A 17569-nucleotide genomic window follows, 5' to 3' on the forward strand; every position below is an offset into this window, starting at 1 on the left:
AGTGCAGTGATGCATGAAGCTGACCAATACTAATTGCTCGTGAGGCTTGACTATACAACACCCAAACAGTTGTTGTACGAACTGCGTAAGCAGTGAGCTAAAATTGATTCAAAACCAAACAGTCAATACTGACTGATCTTGATTCAGAAGACCGTTAGTAAGACAATATTCAACTCAGATATACCTGTTAATGTATTCTATTTGGTACGAAGTACGGCACATACTGCAAAGCAGTTAAATAAGACCCGAACAAGTCCATAAACAGTTGTGCTGGCGACAATAGCAAGAGTGAACCACCTGATCCCTTCCCGAACTCAGAAGTGAAACCTCTTTGCGCTGATGGTAGTGTGGGGTTACCCATGTGAGAGTAAGTCATCGCCAGCTCATTATTCGAAACACCCTCAAGCCAAGGCTTGGGGGTGTTTTTTTGTGTGCGGAGTTTATAGCAAAATTAAAAAGTAAAAATAATATTCTGAATTTACTCAAAACACCCCTTAGCGAAATCGTTAATGGGTATTTTTTGTTCTTGTAAATCAAATATTTGAGAATTATTAATTTGGGAAATATAAGAATTTGAAAGCCAGTTCGTATGTTTTTTGGTAAAACTGTGTTATAAAAATTAAAACGGCATAAAAATTGCTTATAGAACAAGATTTTTAATTAAGGGGGTTATAATGAGATTATCAGTGGGCTTAAAAATTGCGAACTCGCTGTCATTAACTCCACAATTGCAGCAAGCAATTCGGCTATTACAATTATCGAGTCTGGAACTGGAACAAGAAGTTCAACTGCAACTTGATAGTAACCCTCTATTAGAAAAAGTTGAAGAACAGATTACCCTTGAACGCTTATCGACACTTGAATCAAATAATGAACACAAAGATCTAACTAATGAACTCAATGTGGATCACCTTCCCGATGACCTACCTGTAGATACCGATTGGGATGATGTCTATACTCATCAACCTACCAGCTTAGGTGCGGCTGAATTCGAAGAGCGCGAAGACAATCGTCAAGGGCATCAGAGCTTACAGGAATATATGCTTGAGCAAATTAACCTGTTAAATTTTTCACAGGTTGATAAATTAATCGCTTATTGCATTGTCGATTCCCTGGATGACAAAGGCTTTTTAGATGCTGAGCTGACTGAAATTACTGCATCGGTACAACATCTTCTATCCTTGATGGGGAGTGAGGAGGAAATTGAAGATGATGAAGTTGCGGTCGTATTAAAGCATATTCAGCGTTTAGATCCGGTGGGTGTAGGGTCTAGAAGTTTGGCAGAATGTCTGTTGGTTCAGCTTGATCATTTACCTGCCTCAACGCCTTGCCGAAATGATGCAATCAAGCTTCTACAACATTATGAATTACTGATTAGTAATGAACTGCCAAAATTAATTAAACAAACCGGGCTAAATCCAGAGCAGTTACGCTGTGCGGTAGATTTATTAAAAACTCTGAAACCTCACCCGGGCTTGGAATTTGAAAATAAAGAATCGGATTATCAGGTGCCAGATGTTGTGGTCATGAAAAAGAATAACGCTTGGCATGTCAATTTAAATCCGGATGTACTGCCAAAATTACGCGTCAATCCTTTCTATGCCAAAATGATTCGTCGTGCAGATCAAAGTGACGATAATCAATATTTACGTAACCAGATGCTAGAAGCAAAAAATTTCATTAAAAGCGTTGATGAGCGGCATAAAACATTATTAAAAGTGGCAACCTGTATTGTCGAACATCAGAAAATGTTCTTGGAAATTGGCGCTGAAGGGATGAAACCTTTGGTTTTAAGAGATATTGCCGAAGAAGTAGAATTGCATGAATCGACCGTATCTCGTGTGACCACCAATAAATATATGCTGACGCCGCGCGGCTTATTTGAATTAAAATATTTCTTCTCGAGTCATGTGGGTACGACTTCAGGTGGAGAGGCTTCATCTACAGCCATACGTGCCAAGATCAAAAAACTGGTTTCTGAAGAAAATGCCCGTAAGCCTTTGTCTGATAATGCAATCGCCAATATATTGAAAGATGAAGGGATTGATGTGGCACGACGGACGGTGGCGAAATATCGTGAATCGTTACATATTCCTTCATCTTCTGAGCGAAAGGTCTTGATCTAAAATTTAAAATCTGGCTATTCTAAAGATTCATTATGACAGCATAATGAATCTTTTTTCTTTTGAGGAACAGTGAAAATGACTTGAATCAGTGCTTAAAATACAATTTTTTAGTTATAAGTTGCTGTATTTAAATTATTTTATATTGTGACTCTTCTAATCCTAACGAAGGTGAGGGATAGAACTATGCAAATAACAATTCGTGGACATCATTTATCTATTACGCCAGCAATTGAAGAACGTATAAAAACCAAATTTTCACAGATGACCAAGCATCTTGATCAGGTGAATAGTATGCAAGTGAAACTCTCTAAAGATCATCAAATTGATAAACGCTCCAGAAAAGGCAGTAGTAATCATATCGCAGAAGCGATTATCCGATTGCCGGGCATCGAGTTTTTTGCCCATGCCACAGCAGATGATATGTATACTTCCATTAAACTTCTGACAGAAAAATTAAAACGCCAGATCGATCGATATCGGGAAATACATTTACAGCAGCATGCTTTGGCTTTGTAAAGGACAAATGATGAAAAAGAGGTTTTAAAAGCCTCTTTTTTTTATATATATAATGTATGGATCCATGAATTATTTTTGCTATTTATAGTAAAATGGCTCGTTTTACACCCTTAGTCCTATAAGAGGTCTTGTGATGAATAATGAACAGCTCGCTGAAATTTTAGAAGCCGCTTTTCCCGAGGCGGATGTTGCTGTGAGTGGTCAGGGCGGAAAATTTGATCTCCGTATTGTGGATGATCAATTTGAAGGTAAGCGTCCAGTTGCACGTCAACAAGCTGTTTATGCTCCTCTCAATGCCCATATTGCCAGTGGTGCAGTTCACGCAGTGACAATTCGAGCAATGACAAAAGAAGAATGGCGCAAAGCAAGCTTATTTGGAGCTTAATAAATTAATGGATAAATTTTTAATTCAGGGCGGTATCAAGCTCGAAGGTGAAGTGCGTATTTCTGGTGCTAAGAATGCCGCGCTTCCATTATTAGCAGCAATGATTCTTGCCGATACGCCAATTACGCTCAAAAATGTTCCTGATCTGAAAGATGTGAATACATTGGTGAAGCTGATTGCCGGTCTTGGGATCACCATGACTTATGAAGGTGATACCGTTACTGCGGATACCTCGACATTAGATAACCAGTTTGCACCATATGAGCTCGTGAAAACCATGCGTGCTTCTATTTTAGTGCTTGGCCCTTTATTGGCGCGTTATGGCAGTGCAAAAGTGTCTTTGCCGGGTGGTTGTGCAATTGGTTCACGTCCTGTTGATCAGCATTTAAAAGCGTTGGAAGCTTTGGGTGCAGAGATTGAAGTTGAAGCAGGCTATGTGCATGCCAAAGTCGATGGCCGTCTTAAAGGTGGCGAAGTCGTTTTCGATATGGTGACTGTCGGTGGTACAGAAAATATTCTGATGGCTGCAGTCTTGGCCGATGGTGTGACCACAATTCGCAATGCAGCACGTGAGCCTGAAATCACTGATCTTGCGCAAATGCTGATCAAGATGGGGGCCAAAATTGAAGGTTTGGATACCGATACGTTAATCGTGACTGGTGTTGAAAGTCTGCATGGCTGTGAATATGCAGTGGTGGCTGACCGGATTGAAACGGGTTCATATCTGGCGGCGGCTGCAATCACAGGTGGTCGTATCAAAACCACACACACAGATCCATCCCTCATGGAAGCTGTGCTGGATAAATTTGAAGAAATGGGCGCAGAAGTCACTCGTGGCGACGACTGGATTGAGTTAGATATGCTGGGTAAACGTCCGAAAGCCGTAAGCTTCCAGACCTTGCCACATCCAGAATTTCCAACTGATATGCAAGCCCAGATCATGGCTGTAAATGCCATTGCTGCAGGCTTTGCGACAATTTCAGAAACGATTTTTGAAAACCGTTTTATGCATGTTCCTGAGTTGGCCCGTATGGGGGCAAACATTCAGGTCGAAGGTAATGATGCTGTCGTAACTGGGGTAGAAAAACTTTCTGCCGCACCCGTAATGGCAACAGATTTACGTGCTTCTTTCTCTTTGGTACTGGCAGCACTTGCCGCTGAAGGTGAAACACTGATTGACCGTATTTATCACATTGACCGCGGTTATGAAAATGTAGAAGCAAAGTTACAAAGTTTAGGTGCCCAAATTAAGCGAGTAAATTAATGAGCGATATGAGAAACGATGATCCAAACTTTGACGTAATGGGCAATTTTGATCATGGTTTAACTTTGGCATTAAGTAAGGGTCGTATCTTAAAAGAAACATTGCCACTGCTTGAAACAGCAGGGATTAATTTACTGGAAGATCCGGATAAATCACGTAAACTGATTTTCCCCACTACGCATAAACAGGTTCGTATTTTAATTTTACGTGCTTCTGATGTGCCGACTTATGTAGAAAATGGTGCAGCCGATATTGGTGTAGCGGGTAAAGATGTATTGATGGAACATGGTGCGCAAAATGTCTATGAACCATTAGACCTGAAAATTGCGGTTTGTAAATTGATGACAGCTGGTAAAGTCGGGATGCAGCGTCCTAAAGGTCGTTTGAAAATTGCGACCAAGTACGTGAATTTAACCCGGCAATACTATGCCAGCTTGGGTGAGCAAGTCGATGTGATCAAGTTGTATGGTTCAATGGAACTTGCACCATTGGTCGGTCTGGGCGATTACATTGTCGATGTGGTCGATACTGGTAATACCTTACGTGCCAATGGTTTAGAGCCACTTGAAGAAATCTGTAAAGTCTCTTCACGTTTAATCGTCAATAAAGCCAGCTTCAAACGTAAGCAAGCCTTGTTAAATCCGATTCTGGCTCAGCTTGAAAAAGCAGTCGAAGAACGCGAAAAGGCAAAACAGGCTTAAAATTGATTGCTTAAGAAACCGCCCAATCCGGGCGGTTTCTTATTTCTCTATATATCAGATTCTATTTAAATCCTTTCATCAATTTTACCCAAAGCTATTTTCAATAAAACTCATAGAGCTAGAGCACTATGTCTGCCGACAAAAGCCTAGAAAACAGGTAAACTAAAGCCTTCGAATTCAAACCTGATGGGTAAATTGATGCGACGTTTATCGACCCAAGATCAAAACTTCAAGCAAGCATTTGCTGACTTGTTGGCTTTTGAGACTGTGAATGATCCTGAACTTTTAAAAACTGTAGATCAAATTATTGCTGATGTTCGTCAGCATGGTGATGCACATGTTCTTAAACTCACTCAACAGTTCGATCGACATCCGGCGCATCAATTTTCAGAGCTAGAACTGACACAAGAGCAGCTCAAAGCTGCCTTTGAAGGTTTAACGACTGAAGTTCGTGAAGCACTGGAATTAGCTGCAGCGCGTGTGCGTGAGTTTCACCAGGCCCAAAAACAAGATGGCTGGACTTATGTCGATGCTTTGGGGAATACGCTCGGTCAGAAAGTGACTCCACTGGATCGTGTCGGGATTTATGTGCCGGGTGGTCTGGCATCTTATCCATCCTCAGTACTGATGAATGCAGTGCCTGCACATGTGGCGGGTGTCCCTGAAATTATTATGGTGGTGCCTGCCCCGAATGGTGAACTCAATCCATTGGTATTGGCTGCTGCATATTTGGCTGGCGTAACACGTGTCTTTACGATTGGTGGTGCACAAGCCGTTGCAGCACTCGCATATGGTACAGAAACCGTACCACCTGTCGATAAAATTACTGGTCCAGGTAACCGGTTTGTGGCTGCAGCAAAACGTGCGGTGTTTGGTCAGGTCGGTATCGATATGATTGCAGGCCCTTCTGAGATTCTGGTCTATGCCGAAGGCGAGAATAACGCTGAATGGTTGGCGATGGACTTATTGTCACAGGCTGAACATGACACTGTGGCACAAGCCGTTTTCATTACACCTGATGAAGCACTTTTAGATGCTGTTGAAAAGTGGATTGAAAAACACTTAGAAGCATTACCGAAAGCAGATATTGCACGTACTTCAATTGAGAACCGCGGTGCTTTGGTATTGGTAAAAGACCGTGCTGAAGGTGCTGAGCTGATTAACCAAGTGGCGCCAGAACATCTCATGCTATGTTTAGATGAAGCACAAGAGATGGCAGAAGATATTCGCCATGCAGGCGCGATTTTCATGGGTCGTTACACCCCTGAAGCGATTGGTGATTATTGTGCCGGGCCAAACCATGTCTTGCCAACTTCAGGTACAGCACGTTTTTCATCACCGCTGGGGGTTTATGATTTCCAGAAGCGATCAAGCCTGATCATGTGTTCACAAGAGGGTGTTAAAACCTTGGCGAAAACAGCAGATATTTTGGCACAGCAGGAAAATCTGGATGCGCATGCGAGATCGGCGCGTTATCGTTATCAGTAATTAAAAATATAAAACCTCTCCCTAACTCTCTCCTACTAAGGAGAGGGGAAATATTATAAAGAATGAATATTCCTCTCTCTGAATGAGCTTTAAGCATTGTTTTAAAGTGAATGTAAGAGAGGTTAGGAGAGGGAACTTTGAGAATTTAAAAATGAATATCACCACAGAACAAATGCGTTTTTGGAGTCCTGACGTACGTGAATTAGAACCGTATACGCCGGGTGAACAGCCAAAAATCCAGAATATTTTAAAACTGAATACCAATGAAAATCCGTATCCGCCATCGCCTAAAGTGGTTGCGGCAGTGCAGCAGGTATTGGCCAATTCAGCTGACGTTTTGCGCCTTTATCCAGATCCAGACGCATCTGAACTTAAACAGGCGATTGCGAAACAGCAACATGTGCCTGTAGAGACGGTTTTTGTCGGGAATGGTTCGGATGAAGTTTTAGCGCACATTTTCAAAGCATTCTTTGTTCAAGAACAGCCATTGCTTTATCCAGACATCACCTATAGTTTCTATCCGGTATATAGTCAGTTCTTTGGGGTAAAAACCAAAATTTTACCACTCAATGATGACTTTGAAATTGTGGTAGATGATTATAAACAGGCCAATGGCGGTATCATTATCACCAATCCGAATGCGCCAACCAGTATTGATCTTGGCTTAGGTGCGATTGAAGAAATTCTGCAAGCCAATCCAGATTCAGTGGTGGTGATTGATGAAGCCTATGTCGACTTTGGCGCTGAATCGGCAGTCAAGCTGGTTGAGAAATACGAAAACTTAGTGGTATGTCAAACTACATCGAAGTCGCGTTCTCTTGCAGGATTACGTGTGGGTTTTGCCATTGCTCAGCCACATTTAATTGCAGCACTTGAAGCAGTCAAAAATAGTTTCAACTCTTATCCGATGGATCGTTTTGCCATTGCGGCAGCGGTGGCTTCTTTTGAAGATCAGGAATACTTTGAAGCACAAAATCATAAAGTCATTGCCAGTCGTGAAAAGTTGGTAGCTCAGCTGAATGAGCTTGGTTTTAAGGTATTACCTTCGAGTGCAAACTTTATTTTTGCCACATTCGTATCTAAAGATGCAGGTGAGCTCGCGAGTGAGTTACGTGAGCGTGGTATTATCGTGCGTTATTTCAACAAACCTCGTATTAATCAATTCTTGCGTATTACGATTGGTACAGATGAGCAAAATCAGCGTTTAGTAGATACGCTAAAAAATGAGATTTTGTGTAATTAAAATCCTTTCTAGCCTCCCGTTTTAAAGGGAGGCATTCTCACCTTTATTAAAGGTGAGAAGCATTGCTGCGCAAGGGGGAGATTTGTAGTAAAAAGCGAATCTTAAAATTCACTTTTTATTTATTCAGGCTGATACCAGGTATTTAACAGATCAAGCATCGCTGAAACCTTATCAAAACATTCTTGGTATTCAGCATCACAATCAGAAGAAATGGTAATACCACCACCGGCCCATAAAGAAATATCTTCCTGATACTTTTGAATCGAGCGAATCAGAATATTCCAGGAGCCAGTGCCATCGAAATTGAAATAGCCCATAGAACCACAGTAAGCACCACGTGGTGTACCCTCAAGTTCTTCAATAATCTGCATGGCCCGAATTTTGGGTGCGCCTGTAATCGAGCCACCTGGAAGAGCAGACATGAGTACTTCAAAAGGATTGATATCTGCTTTTAAAGTCGCTTCAACTTCACTGACCATATGATGAACTTGATTGAAGCTTTCAATACTAAATAATTTCGGTGTTTTGACCGAGCCTGTTTCGGCATAAACACTTAAATCATTACGTAATAAATCCACAATCATGACATTTTCTGCCTGATCTTTTTCTGAGGCTTTTAGGGTTTGTCTGGATTGTTCATCGAGCACTGGATCAGTAAAACGGGGCATTGTGCCTTTAATCGGTTTGGTAATAATTTTTCGCTTCGTTTCAAAATCAATGAACAACTCGGGTGAGCAGCTTAATAATTCAAAATCACCAATACGCAAATAACCCGCATAAGGCGCTTCGGTTAATGTCCAGAAGGCTTGGGCGGTTGCTAAGAGGGAACCTTGGGCGCGACCATTAAATTCTTGTGTCAGATTAATCTGATAGCAGTCACCTGCAATAATATAATCCTGAATTTTCTGAAATGCCTTGCTGTAGACCGTTTTGGTCCAGCGTGAAGTACAAGGGCTTATTAACTGAAACGTCGGACGAATTTTATTTTGATTAAGTAAGTTCTGAATATAATTGAAGATCTGTTCTGCCTCTGGATCATCACTATAGAACATCCATCCCTCAGAGCTTGGTTTAATATAGGAAGAAAATTGACCAATAAATAAACCAGGTTGAGAGCGGTCCGGATACTGAATATATTGTTGAGCCGCATAATCGTAGCCGATAAAACCAACATAACCTCCATGAAATCCATTCTTTTGAAGATTTTTTAATGCATCGATTGCTAAATTAAATTCAGATGGGCTGGGCTGGTATTGTTCAATCCCTGTTCTTTTAAAAGACTGAATTTGTGATGTCTGCGCAACAAAATATTCTTGAGCGCAGCAGGCAATAAAAGGCTGACCATTATTATTTAAATACACCAGATGATCCAATGTCTTCAATGCGGACAATAGATCTGCAACCAGACGTGATTCAAACTTTAAGGGACGATGATAGAGAGCTTCGGTCATTCAGTTATAGAGAGTTCGATATGACTCACTATTTTATATCAAGAAGTCAGGGGAAATATTTTTAAATCATGAAATACCGTTTATCGGTAAGCGACAGATTGCGACCAACAACAGTTGATCAAAAACTGACTCAAGGCTAATTTAAGTGGGCTAGCAAATTACTCAAGGAAAGATGCTTAAGCTGTCAGAAAATAAAAAATACAGCCTAAACACTGAGTAATTCACAACCAAAAAAAATAGTACTCTTGGGAGAGTAAACAATGAAAAAATTTACAAAATTAGTTTTAGCGACTTCAGTTGCATTTAGTGCCAATGCGATGGCGATGCAAGCAATGGATGATGCATCTCTAAGCGAAACAACGGGTCAAGACGGTATTAGTATTGGTATCGGTATTTCAAAAATTGAAATTGAAAAACTATTTATTCATGACAATGATGGTTTATCTTCTAGTTCTACAATGAAGTCAACTGGTTTATTATCAGATGCAAGTGGTGTTGTATATAAAACTGGTACATTGGCAACGAATCAAGGTGGGACTGTAGTACAGCTCGATACACGAACCGCTTCATATGACCCTGTTGCAAAAGATGTTAGCTTAGGTGGTACAGGTGGGGCTGCTGCAATCGTAATCTATGGTAATGGTGAAGCAGGTCATAAGAATGAAAACCATGGTGTTGTTGTTGGTGCAAACTATGATGACAATGGGGCTTACTTACTAGCTTCGCGCAACCTTATGGATTTAAAAATTGATTCTGATGCAAATGGTGGTGATCCGTTCATTAACATTGCAGCTGAAGTTTCAGGCCTAGACATCAGTATTGGTAAAATTGGTGTTGTAGCAAGTGGTGCTGAACCAGCTGCTAATGCAAATACTATTCGTCGTGGTGGTCAAGGCAAGGTTAATGACATTTTGTCTGGCTTATCTCTTAAAACAGGTCCTATGTCTGCAAACATTCAATTGGGTGCAGCACCTCAAGGCGCGATGATCAAGTTGAATGCGACAATGATTGGTGGTTTGACAATCAACGATTTGGGTATTCTTGATAATTCAACAGATGGTGCAACAATTGCTGCAGGTGTAACAACGGATGGTCCCGGTGAAATCTTTATCGAGAGTATCAAGCTTACAGATGCTAATTCTAAAAATTTAACTTTAAATCAAAATATTAGTGTATTTGGTGAGTCAGCTGCAAATAAAGGTTTTATTCGTATTGTCAGTACAAGTGGTGCGCATGATAACTATGTGAAAGGTATTCATTTAGGTAGCCGTAACGCAGCATCAATTGGTGATATGGAAGTTCAAGGAATGCAGACTTATTACAGTCCAGCGCAAGGTACATACCATCCAGGCGCAGTTATTACTATTTCAGGTCACTAATCTTTATTTAAAAAAAAGCGCGTGTTTACACGCGCTTTTTTATGACTAAATCATTTATCCAAAAAATAAAAAAAATACTGTATTTTTTTGAAAAAGCAGGTATCTTTCTAGTTACAGGGAAGTAGAGTGAATGCTCTATAAAAAGAAAAATAGGCACATTATGCCCATTATAAGAAAAGTTAATAATTATGTTAGAGATCGCGTTGGGCTCGGCATTGATGTATTACGCTGCCAAAGAAGCTCTGGATATCAAAAAACAGCCAAATGGCGCTGTGCACTATACTGAAGTTCTTGATTCAAGAAATGACTCTTTTGTGCGTATGCACCGTGAAGCTGTACAAGTAAAGCCTGCACTTCTGGATCAATTTCAGGGCATTGTACGTCAAGCCTATGACTATAGTTGTGGTTCAGCAGCCCTTACCACCCTACTCAATGGTTATATCGGTACACAGCTAGATGAACAGCAAGTCATGAATGGACTGATGAAATTCGGCGAAACCGATAAAATTATTGAACGCCGCAGTTTCTCTTTACTTGATATGAAGCGCTTTGTCTCGGCTTTAGGGCTAGAAAGCGGAGGCTATCGAGGAGAGTTCAAAGATTTAGTTAATCAAGATCAGCCTGCTATTGTTCCAATTTCTTATGCCGGATTCAAACATTTCGTAGTTTATAAAGGCTATAAAAATGGCCGGGTGTATGTCGCAGATCCAGCACTCGGTAATATCAGTTTTGACGAGCGGCGTTTTCAGGATGTTTGGGAAAATAATACATTATTCCTGATTAATGTCCCTGAACAATATCGTAAAAACTTTCTGGCATTGAAAGAAGCCGACATGCGCCATGTGGAAGATGCCACGATTAATCGTTATGCCTTGGTCGACATGCAGTATCCACAGTTCTATATGGATAAAATTGCCGATAAAGCCTCGACGATCCGTATGGACCGTAATCGTAATATAGAATCAGAAAAATTTGGAGAATATCAATATAATTTCCTGAGATTGTATTACAAGAATAAATAAAATGAAAAATAGTAATAAAAATTAAAATGGTGAAATGGATATGAACAGTAAATGGATGAACAAGACGTTCTTGGCACTGAGCATTCAAATGGTTATGGGCGTTGCATTTGCTGCAGAAGAGCCGACACTGGGTGAATACGAAACGGTTGATGAGGAAGTTATTGTTGAAACTGCTGTACCTGTAAAGGCCCAGACTGAGCAAGTGGAAACACAGGCTGCACAAGAGCCGGAACTCGGTGGATATGAAACAGCTGAAGAAGCAGTGAGTGAAACTGCCGCACCGGTAGAGGCTCAGACTAAACAAGTAGCAGATGCATCCCAAGCTTTACAGAAACAGGAAGGTGATGCTACCCAAGCAGCTAATCTGGAAGAAGTATTTACTTCAAATGAACGTCAGTACTCACTCATTAAAAAAGGTGATATTTCATCATATTACGATATCGATTATACCTACTATCGTGACACTCAACTTGATATTGAAATGGCTCAGGGTCAACTATATCAACTTCGTGTACAAGAGAATGCCACGCATAGTTTGACCAATACTTTCACATTCCAATATGGGGTGAAAGATAACCTGACCTTAACTGCATCCTTGCCTTTAGTGGCCAAGACCGACTTGTTAAAAGACACTTCGACTGCCGGACTAGGTGATATCAGTGTTGGGGCACGCTGGGAACCATTTCCATTAAAAGCTGGCCGTTTACCTTTAATTTTATTTGGTAATTTATCAACAAAAACAGGCGACAGTCCTTATGAAATCAATGCAGCGACAGATCTGGCAGCAGGGAAGGGCTATTACTCAGCAGGAGTGGGTGCCAGTACACGTAAATACATCGATCCGGTCGTGCTGTTTGCCTCCGTTTCTGCAAACTATGGTTTTAAAGAATCAGGCCTGAACCAGCGTCGCGGTTATCGCATTATTGAAGAGTTTGAACCGGGGATTAGTGGGGGTTTTGCATTCGGTTTCGCATACTCATTTAACTATGACGTTTCGATGACCATGTCCTATCAGCAAAGCTTTAATACGGGAGCTGAGTTTAGCTATAACACAGGAGAAAGCTACTCTGCCGCGGATCAGACCAGTTCCACCTTGGCAATTTCATTAGGGGTGCGAGTCTCTCCAGAAACGATTGTGAATGGTACCGTCGGCTTAGGGCTGACCGAAGATGCGCCTGATGTTTCGTTGGGATTGTCATTCCCGCTTGATATTTTAGGTTTTGGTAAAAAAATCAGTTAATAGGGGTGTCGTATGAAAAACATTCGACTTAGCCCGTTATTAACAGGAATTATTCTTGCGGGCTGTTCAAGTTATACCTTTGCACAATTGGGAACCAACCTTTCGGTTGATTTACGTGCATTGTCCATGGGGAATGCAGTTACGGCGGATCCCCCGGGAGTCAATGCCATTCACTTTAACCCGGCTGCTCTAACTAAAATTGATGGTTTGCAAACCGAACAGCAGATTATTGTGGCGAATTTTGATATCCAGCGGGAGTTTACAGTGCCGGCTGGATATAACGTATTTGGCTATTCTGATGACCCTATCGTCTGTAATGATGGACCGGAAGTTTCATCTGATTTATGTACTGATTTTAAAGGGCCGGTCAGTGGTGATGTGGAATATGTCAGCCTGTATGTCCCTTTTCTGAAAAAGATGGTGGATTTAGGCGAAGGTCTCCCTTTGGCTGCGCCCACCATGGGGATTGCTTATAACCCGCCTGGTTCTAAAGCGACCTATGCAACAGCGGTATATGCGCCTTTAGTCGCTGGTTTCGGTCATGAAGATGGTAATCCGGCAAACTTTATGGGCCAGCAAGTTGCTTTGGAGCGGATTACTTACCTGTCTCCATCGATTGGTTATGAGGTCAATGACCAACTGTCCATTGGTGCTTCTGTCGGAATGTCCTATCAAGCCATTGGGATGAAAACAGATTTACGTTTCCCGAATGAGCTGATCGGGATGTTGCGTATGATCGATGAAGTTGTCTGTACACCATTTAAAGAAAACTCCGACATTATTACCGATATTCTGTTGCTGGGGATCTGTAATGCGGATGAGGGAATGAACCCATTTGGCAAGTTTGGTCAGATGCAACTGGAGCTTGAGCAGAATTTAAGTCCAAGCTATAACCTCGGGATATTGTGGGAGCCACGCGAAGATTTCAGTTTTGGTATGGTCTACCAAAGTGCGGCAAAAATGCGCTTAAAAGGTAAATATCATATTGATAATGCCAAAGCACCACAGGAAATGATCAAGGGTTTAATGACTTCACCGACGGGTCAGATTCTGGCAGCAATTCTTGGGTTTCCTAATTATATTCCATCCAGTGAGTCTGGTTTGGTGTCGATGGATTTTGAATATCCGGCGCATTTTCAGGCAGGTATCAAATATAAAGTCATGCCAGATTTGCAGGTAAATTTTGATATTGGCTGGACAGACTACAAGGTTTGGGATGAGTTTAAGTTCGAGTTTGACCGTACCATTTCAGCCTTAAAAATTGCCAAAATCTTGTCTGCTAATGTCACTGATTCCACGTTGGCTTTGCCGATGGGATTCGAATCGCCGTGGAATTTCGGAATCGGGATGGAGTATTCCGCCACCGACCGTTTAAAACTTCGCGCAGGTTATGAGCCACGAACCAGCGCTATTCCAAAAAATAAGCGCAATACGATGGTTCCTATTAATGGTGCACAGCTATTTGGATTAGGTGTGGGTTATCGTTTTGATGCAGATACTGATTTGGATCTCTCGATTGGTTTCTTGCGCAGTAAAGATCAAATTCCAGCAAATACCAGTAGTTTAGCCAACCAGACCGGCGTGAATAACCTGTTATTAAACCCATATGCAGGTTTAAACGTGAAAACAGATACCAAGATTACCATTTTAGGTTTGAACTATCGCACTCGTTGGTAAGGAAGAAATGATCAAGACAGAAAAAATTGGATTGAAAGTGGTACTGGCATTAAGTCTGGTACCCTTATCTTTTTATACAAGCGCCAGAGAATTTATTACGATTATCGGTCCAGATGGGCGACCATTAGTCGTGCCACGTAATCATAACCCACAGAAAAAAACAGAAGAAAAATCTCTAGCATCGAAAAAAATAGCAGTTGCAGTGGTTCAGTCACCTCCTGTAAAGCAAAACTTAGAAACAGTATCAGCCCTAGAAAATAGACCAGCAGAACTTAAGTCAGACCATAATCTGGTTGTACAACCAGTACAACCGCAGATTGTGAAAGAACTGACAGAATCTAAGCCATTAATAAGATCTGAAACCCAATTGACTCAAATGCCTAAGGCTATGACACCCGCTTCAAGCCCGATGCTACAGAAAACCGGATTCAGTCAGATTGAAGGCGTGGACTATGTAGACAGTGAATATCTTGAGAATAAAGAATTTAATCTAGAAGGCAGGAAACGTTTCTACAGTATGCCCGAGGGCGTGGTAGATAAAAATATCGACTTTACCCGAATCCAGACCATTGAGCGTGAAAAAGGGCTTGGTCAATCAGTATTAACATCCTTATTTAAAACGCCTACACTGGATACAGGTCCAGTGGTGCTGGCACAAAGTTATTACCGTATTTCACAAGCTGAAACTAGAGAGAGTTTGGGAAAACAGTGCTTTAATGACAAAAAAATCAAAAAAGCCAAACAGATCAACCTTAAAAAAGAAGTCAATTTATGGCCTCGTGCGCCTTTGAAAGCAGATGAGTTTGATTTTGAAGTCGTGCAATTACAGTCTGATATCAAGAATATTCAGATTAACTCTTATGCTTCACGCCAAAAAAATCCTACTTATTATTGGCCTTTTGTGGTCTTTTTAGACAATAGAGGCTGTGTTATGGAAGGAGCGGGTGGTTTTAAAAACCAGGAAGGACAAGCAAATATTATTCAACATGAGCGTATTGAAGGCATTATTCAGATCCCTGCGCAAAGTGAGTATGTGTTATTGACGCCTTTAGCCTCAGCAATCGATGTTGAAGACAAGATGCTCACTAATTATGGACAACTAAAATTAGTCGCCATTCGATAAGGACTATTCGAGTATAACAAGATGAAAAATAAAATATTATATCCATTTGCTTTAACTACACTTTTGGCTGCACTCGCAGGATGTGGTGGGGAGAGTGCCAATGTGATTCCAGAAAAAAATAATGAAGCCACAACCAATGGGACCTGTACAGCAGGGACAGATAATTGTGTGGAATGGGGGCTTGAATATCCGCTGGACGGCTTGAATTTTAATTGTAGTGGCGATAAAGAAAATACCTTCATTACTCTATTTGATAGTAATGCTGGCGTGGCATCCGGAACCTGTCAAAAGACGGATGAGGTTGAATTTTATATTCAGAGTTTTGGTTCAAGCAAAATTACTCTCGGCAAACTTAAGCTGAGCGATTATGCCACCTTCAGTACCCAGACTCAGCTGCCACGTTTAAGTGTGGTCGATATTGCAAAAGGAATTACGGGACGTCGGGTAAATAACTTGGATCAGAATGATCCTACAGTTCAGGTTGCCATGCGTCTGGTGAAAATTCTGCAAGCTCTGGCGACACAAGAAGGCCGTATTGTGAATCCAACGGATGTGCAGCCCTTGTATATTACCGAAGAAATGCGTAAAGACTTGGCTAAAGTGAGTGGAAATATCAGTCTGACGGATGCTAGCTTCGCCACAAAAATTAAGGATTTTATCGATGTTGACCAGATTTCTGATGAAGCTGCTTTTGCTACAGTGAAAAAACTGGTAACCATTGCCAATGCCGCGGTTTATCAGCCGGAATTTTCACTATTTTCAACCTCTGGTGTGATTGGTAGCATCCAGTCGGGTTCAGATGGACTGGTGGGATGCAATAAAACACCTTGTGATATTAAAGATCAGACTACCAAACATCTATTTGGTCATTTTATGCTAATCACAGACCGTCAGGGTTATACCTTTGGCAGTGGCCTGCAATGGCGTGATAGCCAGTTAAAACTGCCCGCAAAAAATCTATCTTCACTGGGTGGAATTAATGCTGAACTCATTCGTAATGTGAAACCTGCACAAATGACGGCCGATCCGCAAAGTTCATGGATTCATCCTACCAGCAAAACGATTACTGCACCTTATCGTTTAAATGTCGCAAATAACGCTACGCCACTTGAACTGTATCGGGGTAGTTTGCTGAATGATTATGTAATTGCGGGTAAAGAAGCTTTCTATAAGATGGTCACTGGAAAAACACAGCTGGATGCATCTGATCAAGCCAGTTTAGGGGCATGGCGTCTGGATGCGGATGGTGATCAATATAATGGAAGTATTGATTTATATAAAATTTTCCCAATCAGCTATCTGGATCGTGCGGTATTTAAAACAGAGCAGAATGTAGCCAGTAGGGAGAAGTATATCTTCCCGATGTATGCCAATCTGGAGTTTAAGTTTAGTGATACAACGGTCAGTCCAGTTACTTTGGGGATTGTGATTGATAGTAATGGTGATGTGCGAACCAATATGCAATCTGAGAATAATCTTGCGACCGACCCAATAACAGGCTGTGAGGGCGATGTGCTTGATAACAATTTATTATTGAATGGCGTACAGCAATACCGGCTTGGAACTTTAGGCCGTGCATTTGTTCGTGATAAATCGGTTTCGATGCGTCTGATTTTGGCCAATGTAAAATTAGGGGATTTGAATGGTGCATTGGTTGGGGTCGATTCACGCATCCAGTCTTCACCAAATTCAAATGATTCGATTGTGATTGGCGGTGCTCTGCTGAATTTGTCCAATGTACTGGATACTGCTGCCGGTCAGAATGGGCGGGTCACCTTCCTGAATTCGGTCGGAGACGGCGTGCAATGGGCCAATACCTATGCCAGTTTCCAGAAAATTTATAACAATAATAATGAGGATGAAACGCCTGACGATATTGATCTGGCCAAACGAAGCGGTGGGTCTGTTGAGTTTAAACTTGCAGATTGTTATCGCGTCAAAGCTAAAGCGTAAT

Annotated in this window: 14 protein-coding genes and 1 rRNA gene; 14 read left to right on the forward strand and 1 reads right to left on the reverse strand. The window is 41.4% G+C overall.

Annotation, left to right across the window (positions count from 1 at the left end):
• Positions 1-269 precede the first annotated feature (269 nt).
• From rrf to hisC, 8 genes are all read left to right on the forward strand, one after another.
• Positions 270-384, forward strand: a 5S ribosomal RNA gene (gene rrf, locus GVV58_RS11290).
• Between the two features lie 290 nt (positions 385-674).
• On the forward strand, positions 675-2126 hold the full coding sequence (locus GVV58_RS11295) for an RNA polymerase factor sigma-54 (RefSeq protein WP_159516591.1): 1452 nt from the start codon (positions 675-677) through the stop codon (positions 2124-2126).
• Between the two features lie 183 nt (positions 2127-2309).
• Positions 2310-2642 (forward strand): ribosome-associated translation inhibitor RaiA, encoded by a 333-nt coding sequence (raiA, locus tag GVV58_RS11300; protein ID WP_005172527.1) that lies wholly within the window; start codon positions 2310-2312, stop codon positions 2640-2642.
• A gap of 133 nt (positions 2643-2775) precedes the next feature.
• Complete coding sequence (gene ibaG / locus GVV58_RS11305; RefSeq protein ID WP_004730742.1) at positions 2776-3027, forward strand: BolA family iron metabolism protein IbaG; 252 nt, start codon at positions 2776-2778, stop codon at positions 3025-3027.
• Between the two features lie 7 nt (positions 3028-3034).
• Positions 3035-4291 carry a UDP-N-acetylglucosamine 1-carboxyvinyltransferase gene (gene murA / locus GVV58_RS11310; RefSeq protein WP_005172524.1) on the forward strand — a complete coding sequence of 419 codons (1257 nt, stop codon included), beginning with the start codon at positions 3035-3037 and terminating at the stop codon, positions 4289-4291.
• Positions 4291-4992: an ATP phosphoribosyltransferase gene (gene hisG / locus GVV58_RS11315; RefSeq protein ID WP_004646025.1), complete on the forward strand. Its 702-nt coding sequence runs from the start codon at positions 4291-4293 to the stop codon at positions 4990-4992. Before murA ends, hisG begins: the two co-directional genes overlap by 1 nt.
• A gap of 186 nt (positions 4993-5178) precedes the next feature.
• On the forward strand, positions 5179-6480 hold the full coding sequence (gene hisD, locus GVV58_RS11320) for a histidinol dehydrogenase (protein ID WP_081273097.1): 1302 nt from the start codon (positions 5179-5181) through the stop codon (positions 6478-6480).
• Between the two features lie 151 nt (positions 6481-6631).
• Positions 6632-7723, forward strand: coding sequence for a histidinol-phosphate transaminase (gene hisC / locus GVV58_RS11325; protein WP_100357378.1), 1092 nt, complete (start codon positions 6632-6634; stop codon positions 7721-7723).
• 119 nt (positions 7724-7842) lie between these two features.
• Here hisC and GVV58_RS11330 read toward each other — a convergent pair whose 3' ends face one another.
• Positions 7843-9174, reverse strand: a complete 1332-nt coding sequence (locus GVV58_RS11330; RefSeq protein WP_159516592.1) for an anthranilate synthase component I family protein — start codon at positions 9172-9174, stop codon at positions 7843-7845.
• Positions 9175-9434: 260 nt separating this feature from the next.
• On the opposite strand from GVV58_RS11330, the gene GVV58_RS11335 reads away from it, so the two are divergent.
• The 6 genes from GVV58_RS11335 (at position 9435) to GVV58_RS11360 (ending at position 17568) form a co-directional block, all read left to right on the forward strand.
• Positions 9435-10553, forward strand: a complete 1119-nt coding sequence (locus GVV58_RS11335; RefSeq protein WP_159516593.1) for a DUF6160 family protein — start codon at positions 9435-9437, stop codon at positions 10551-10553.
• A 188-nt stretch (positions 10554-10741) separates the two neighbouring features.
• Positions 10742-11575, forward strand: a complete 834-nt coding sequence (locus GVV58_RS11340) for a C39 family peptidase (RefSeq protein WP_005095859.1) — start codon at positions 10742-10744, stop codon at positions 11573-11575.
• A 34-nt stretch (positions 11576-11609) separates the two neighbouring features.
• On the forward strand, positions 11610-12815 hold the full coding sequence (locus tag GVV58_RS11345) for a hypothetical protein (protein ID WP_159516594.1): 1206 nt from the start codon (positions 11610-11612) through the stop codon (positions 12813-12815).
• Positions 12816-12827: 12 nt separating this feature from the next.
• Complete coding sequence (locus GVV58_RS11350) at positions 12828-14492, forward strand: outer membrane protein transport protein (protein ID WP_005095864.1); 1665 nt, start codon at positions 12828-12830, stop codon at positions 14490-14492.
• A 7-nt stretch (positions 14493-14499) separates the two neighbouring features.
• Positions 14500-15615, forward strand: coding sequence for a putative pilus assembly protein FilE (gene filE, locus GVV58_RS11355; protein WP_159516595.1), 1116 nt, complete (start codon positions 14500-14502; stop codon positions 15613-15615).
• A 21-nt stretch (positions 15616-15636) separates the two neighbouring features.
• Complete coding sequence (locus tag GVV58_RS11360; RefSeq protein ID WP_159516596.1) at positions 15637-17568, forward strand: hypothetical protein; 1932 nt, start codon at positions 15637-15639, stop codon at positions 17566-17568.
• Position 17569: the final 1 nt, after the last annotated feature.

It is taken from the genome of Acinetobacter sp. 18QD2AZ41W (genome assembly GCF_009829025.1).
GTDB lineage: Bacteria > Pseudomonadota > Gammaproteobacteria > Pseudomonadales > Moraxellaceae > Acinetobacter > Acinetobacter pseudolwoffii.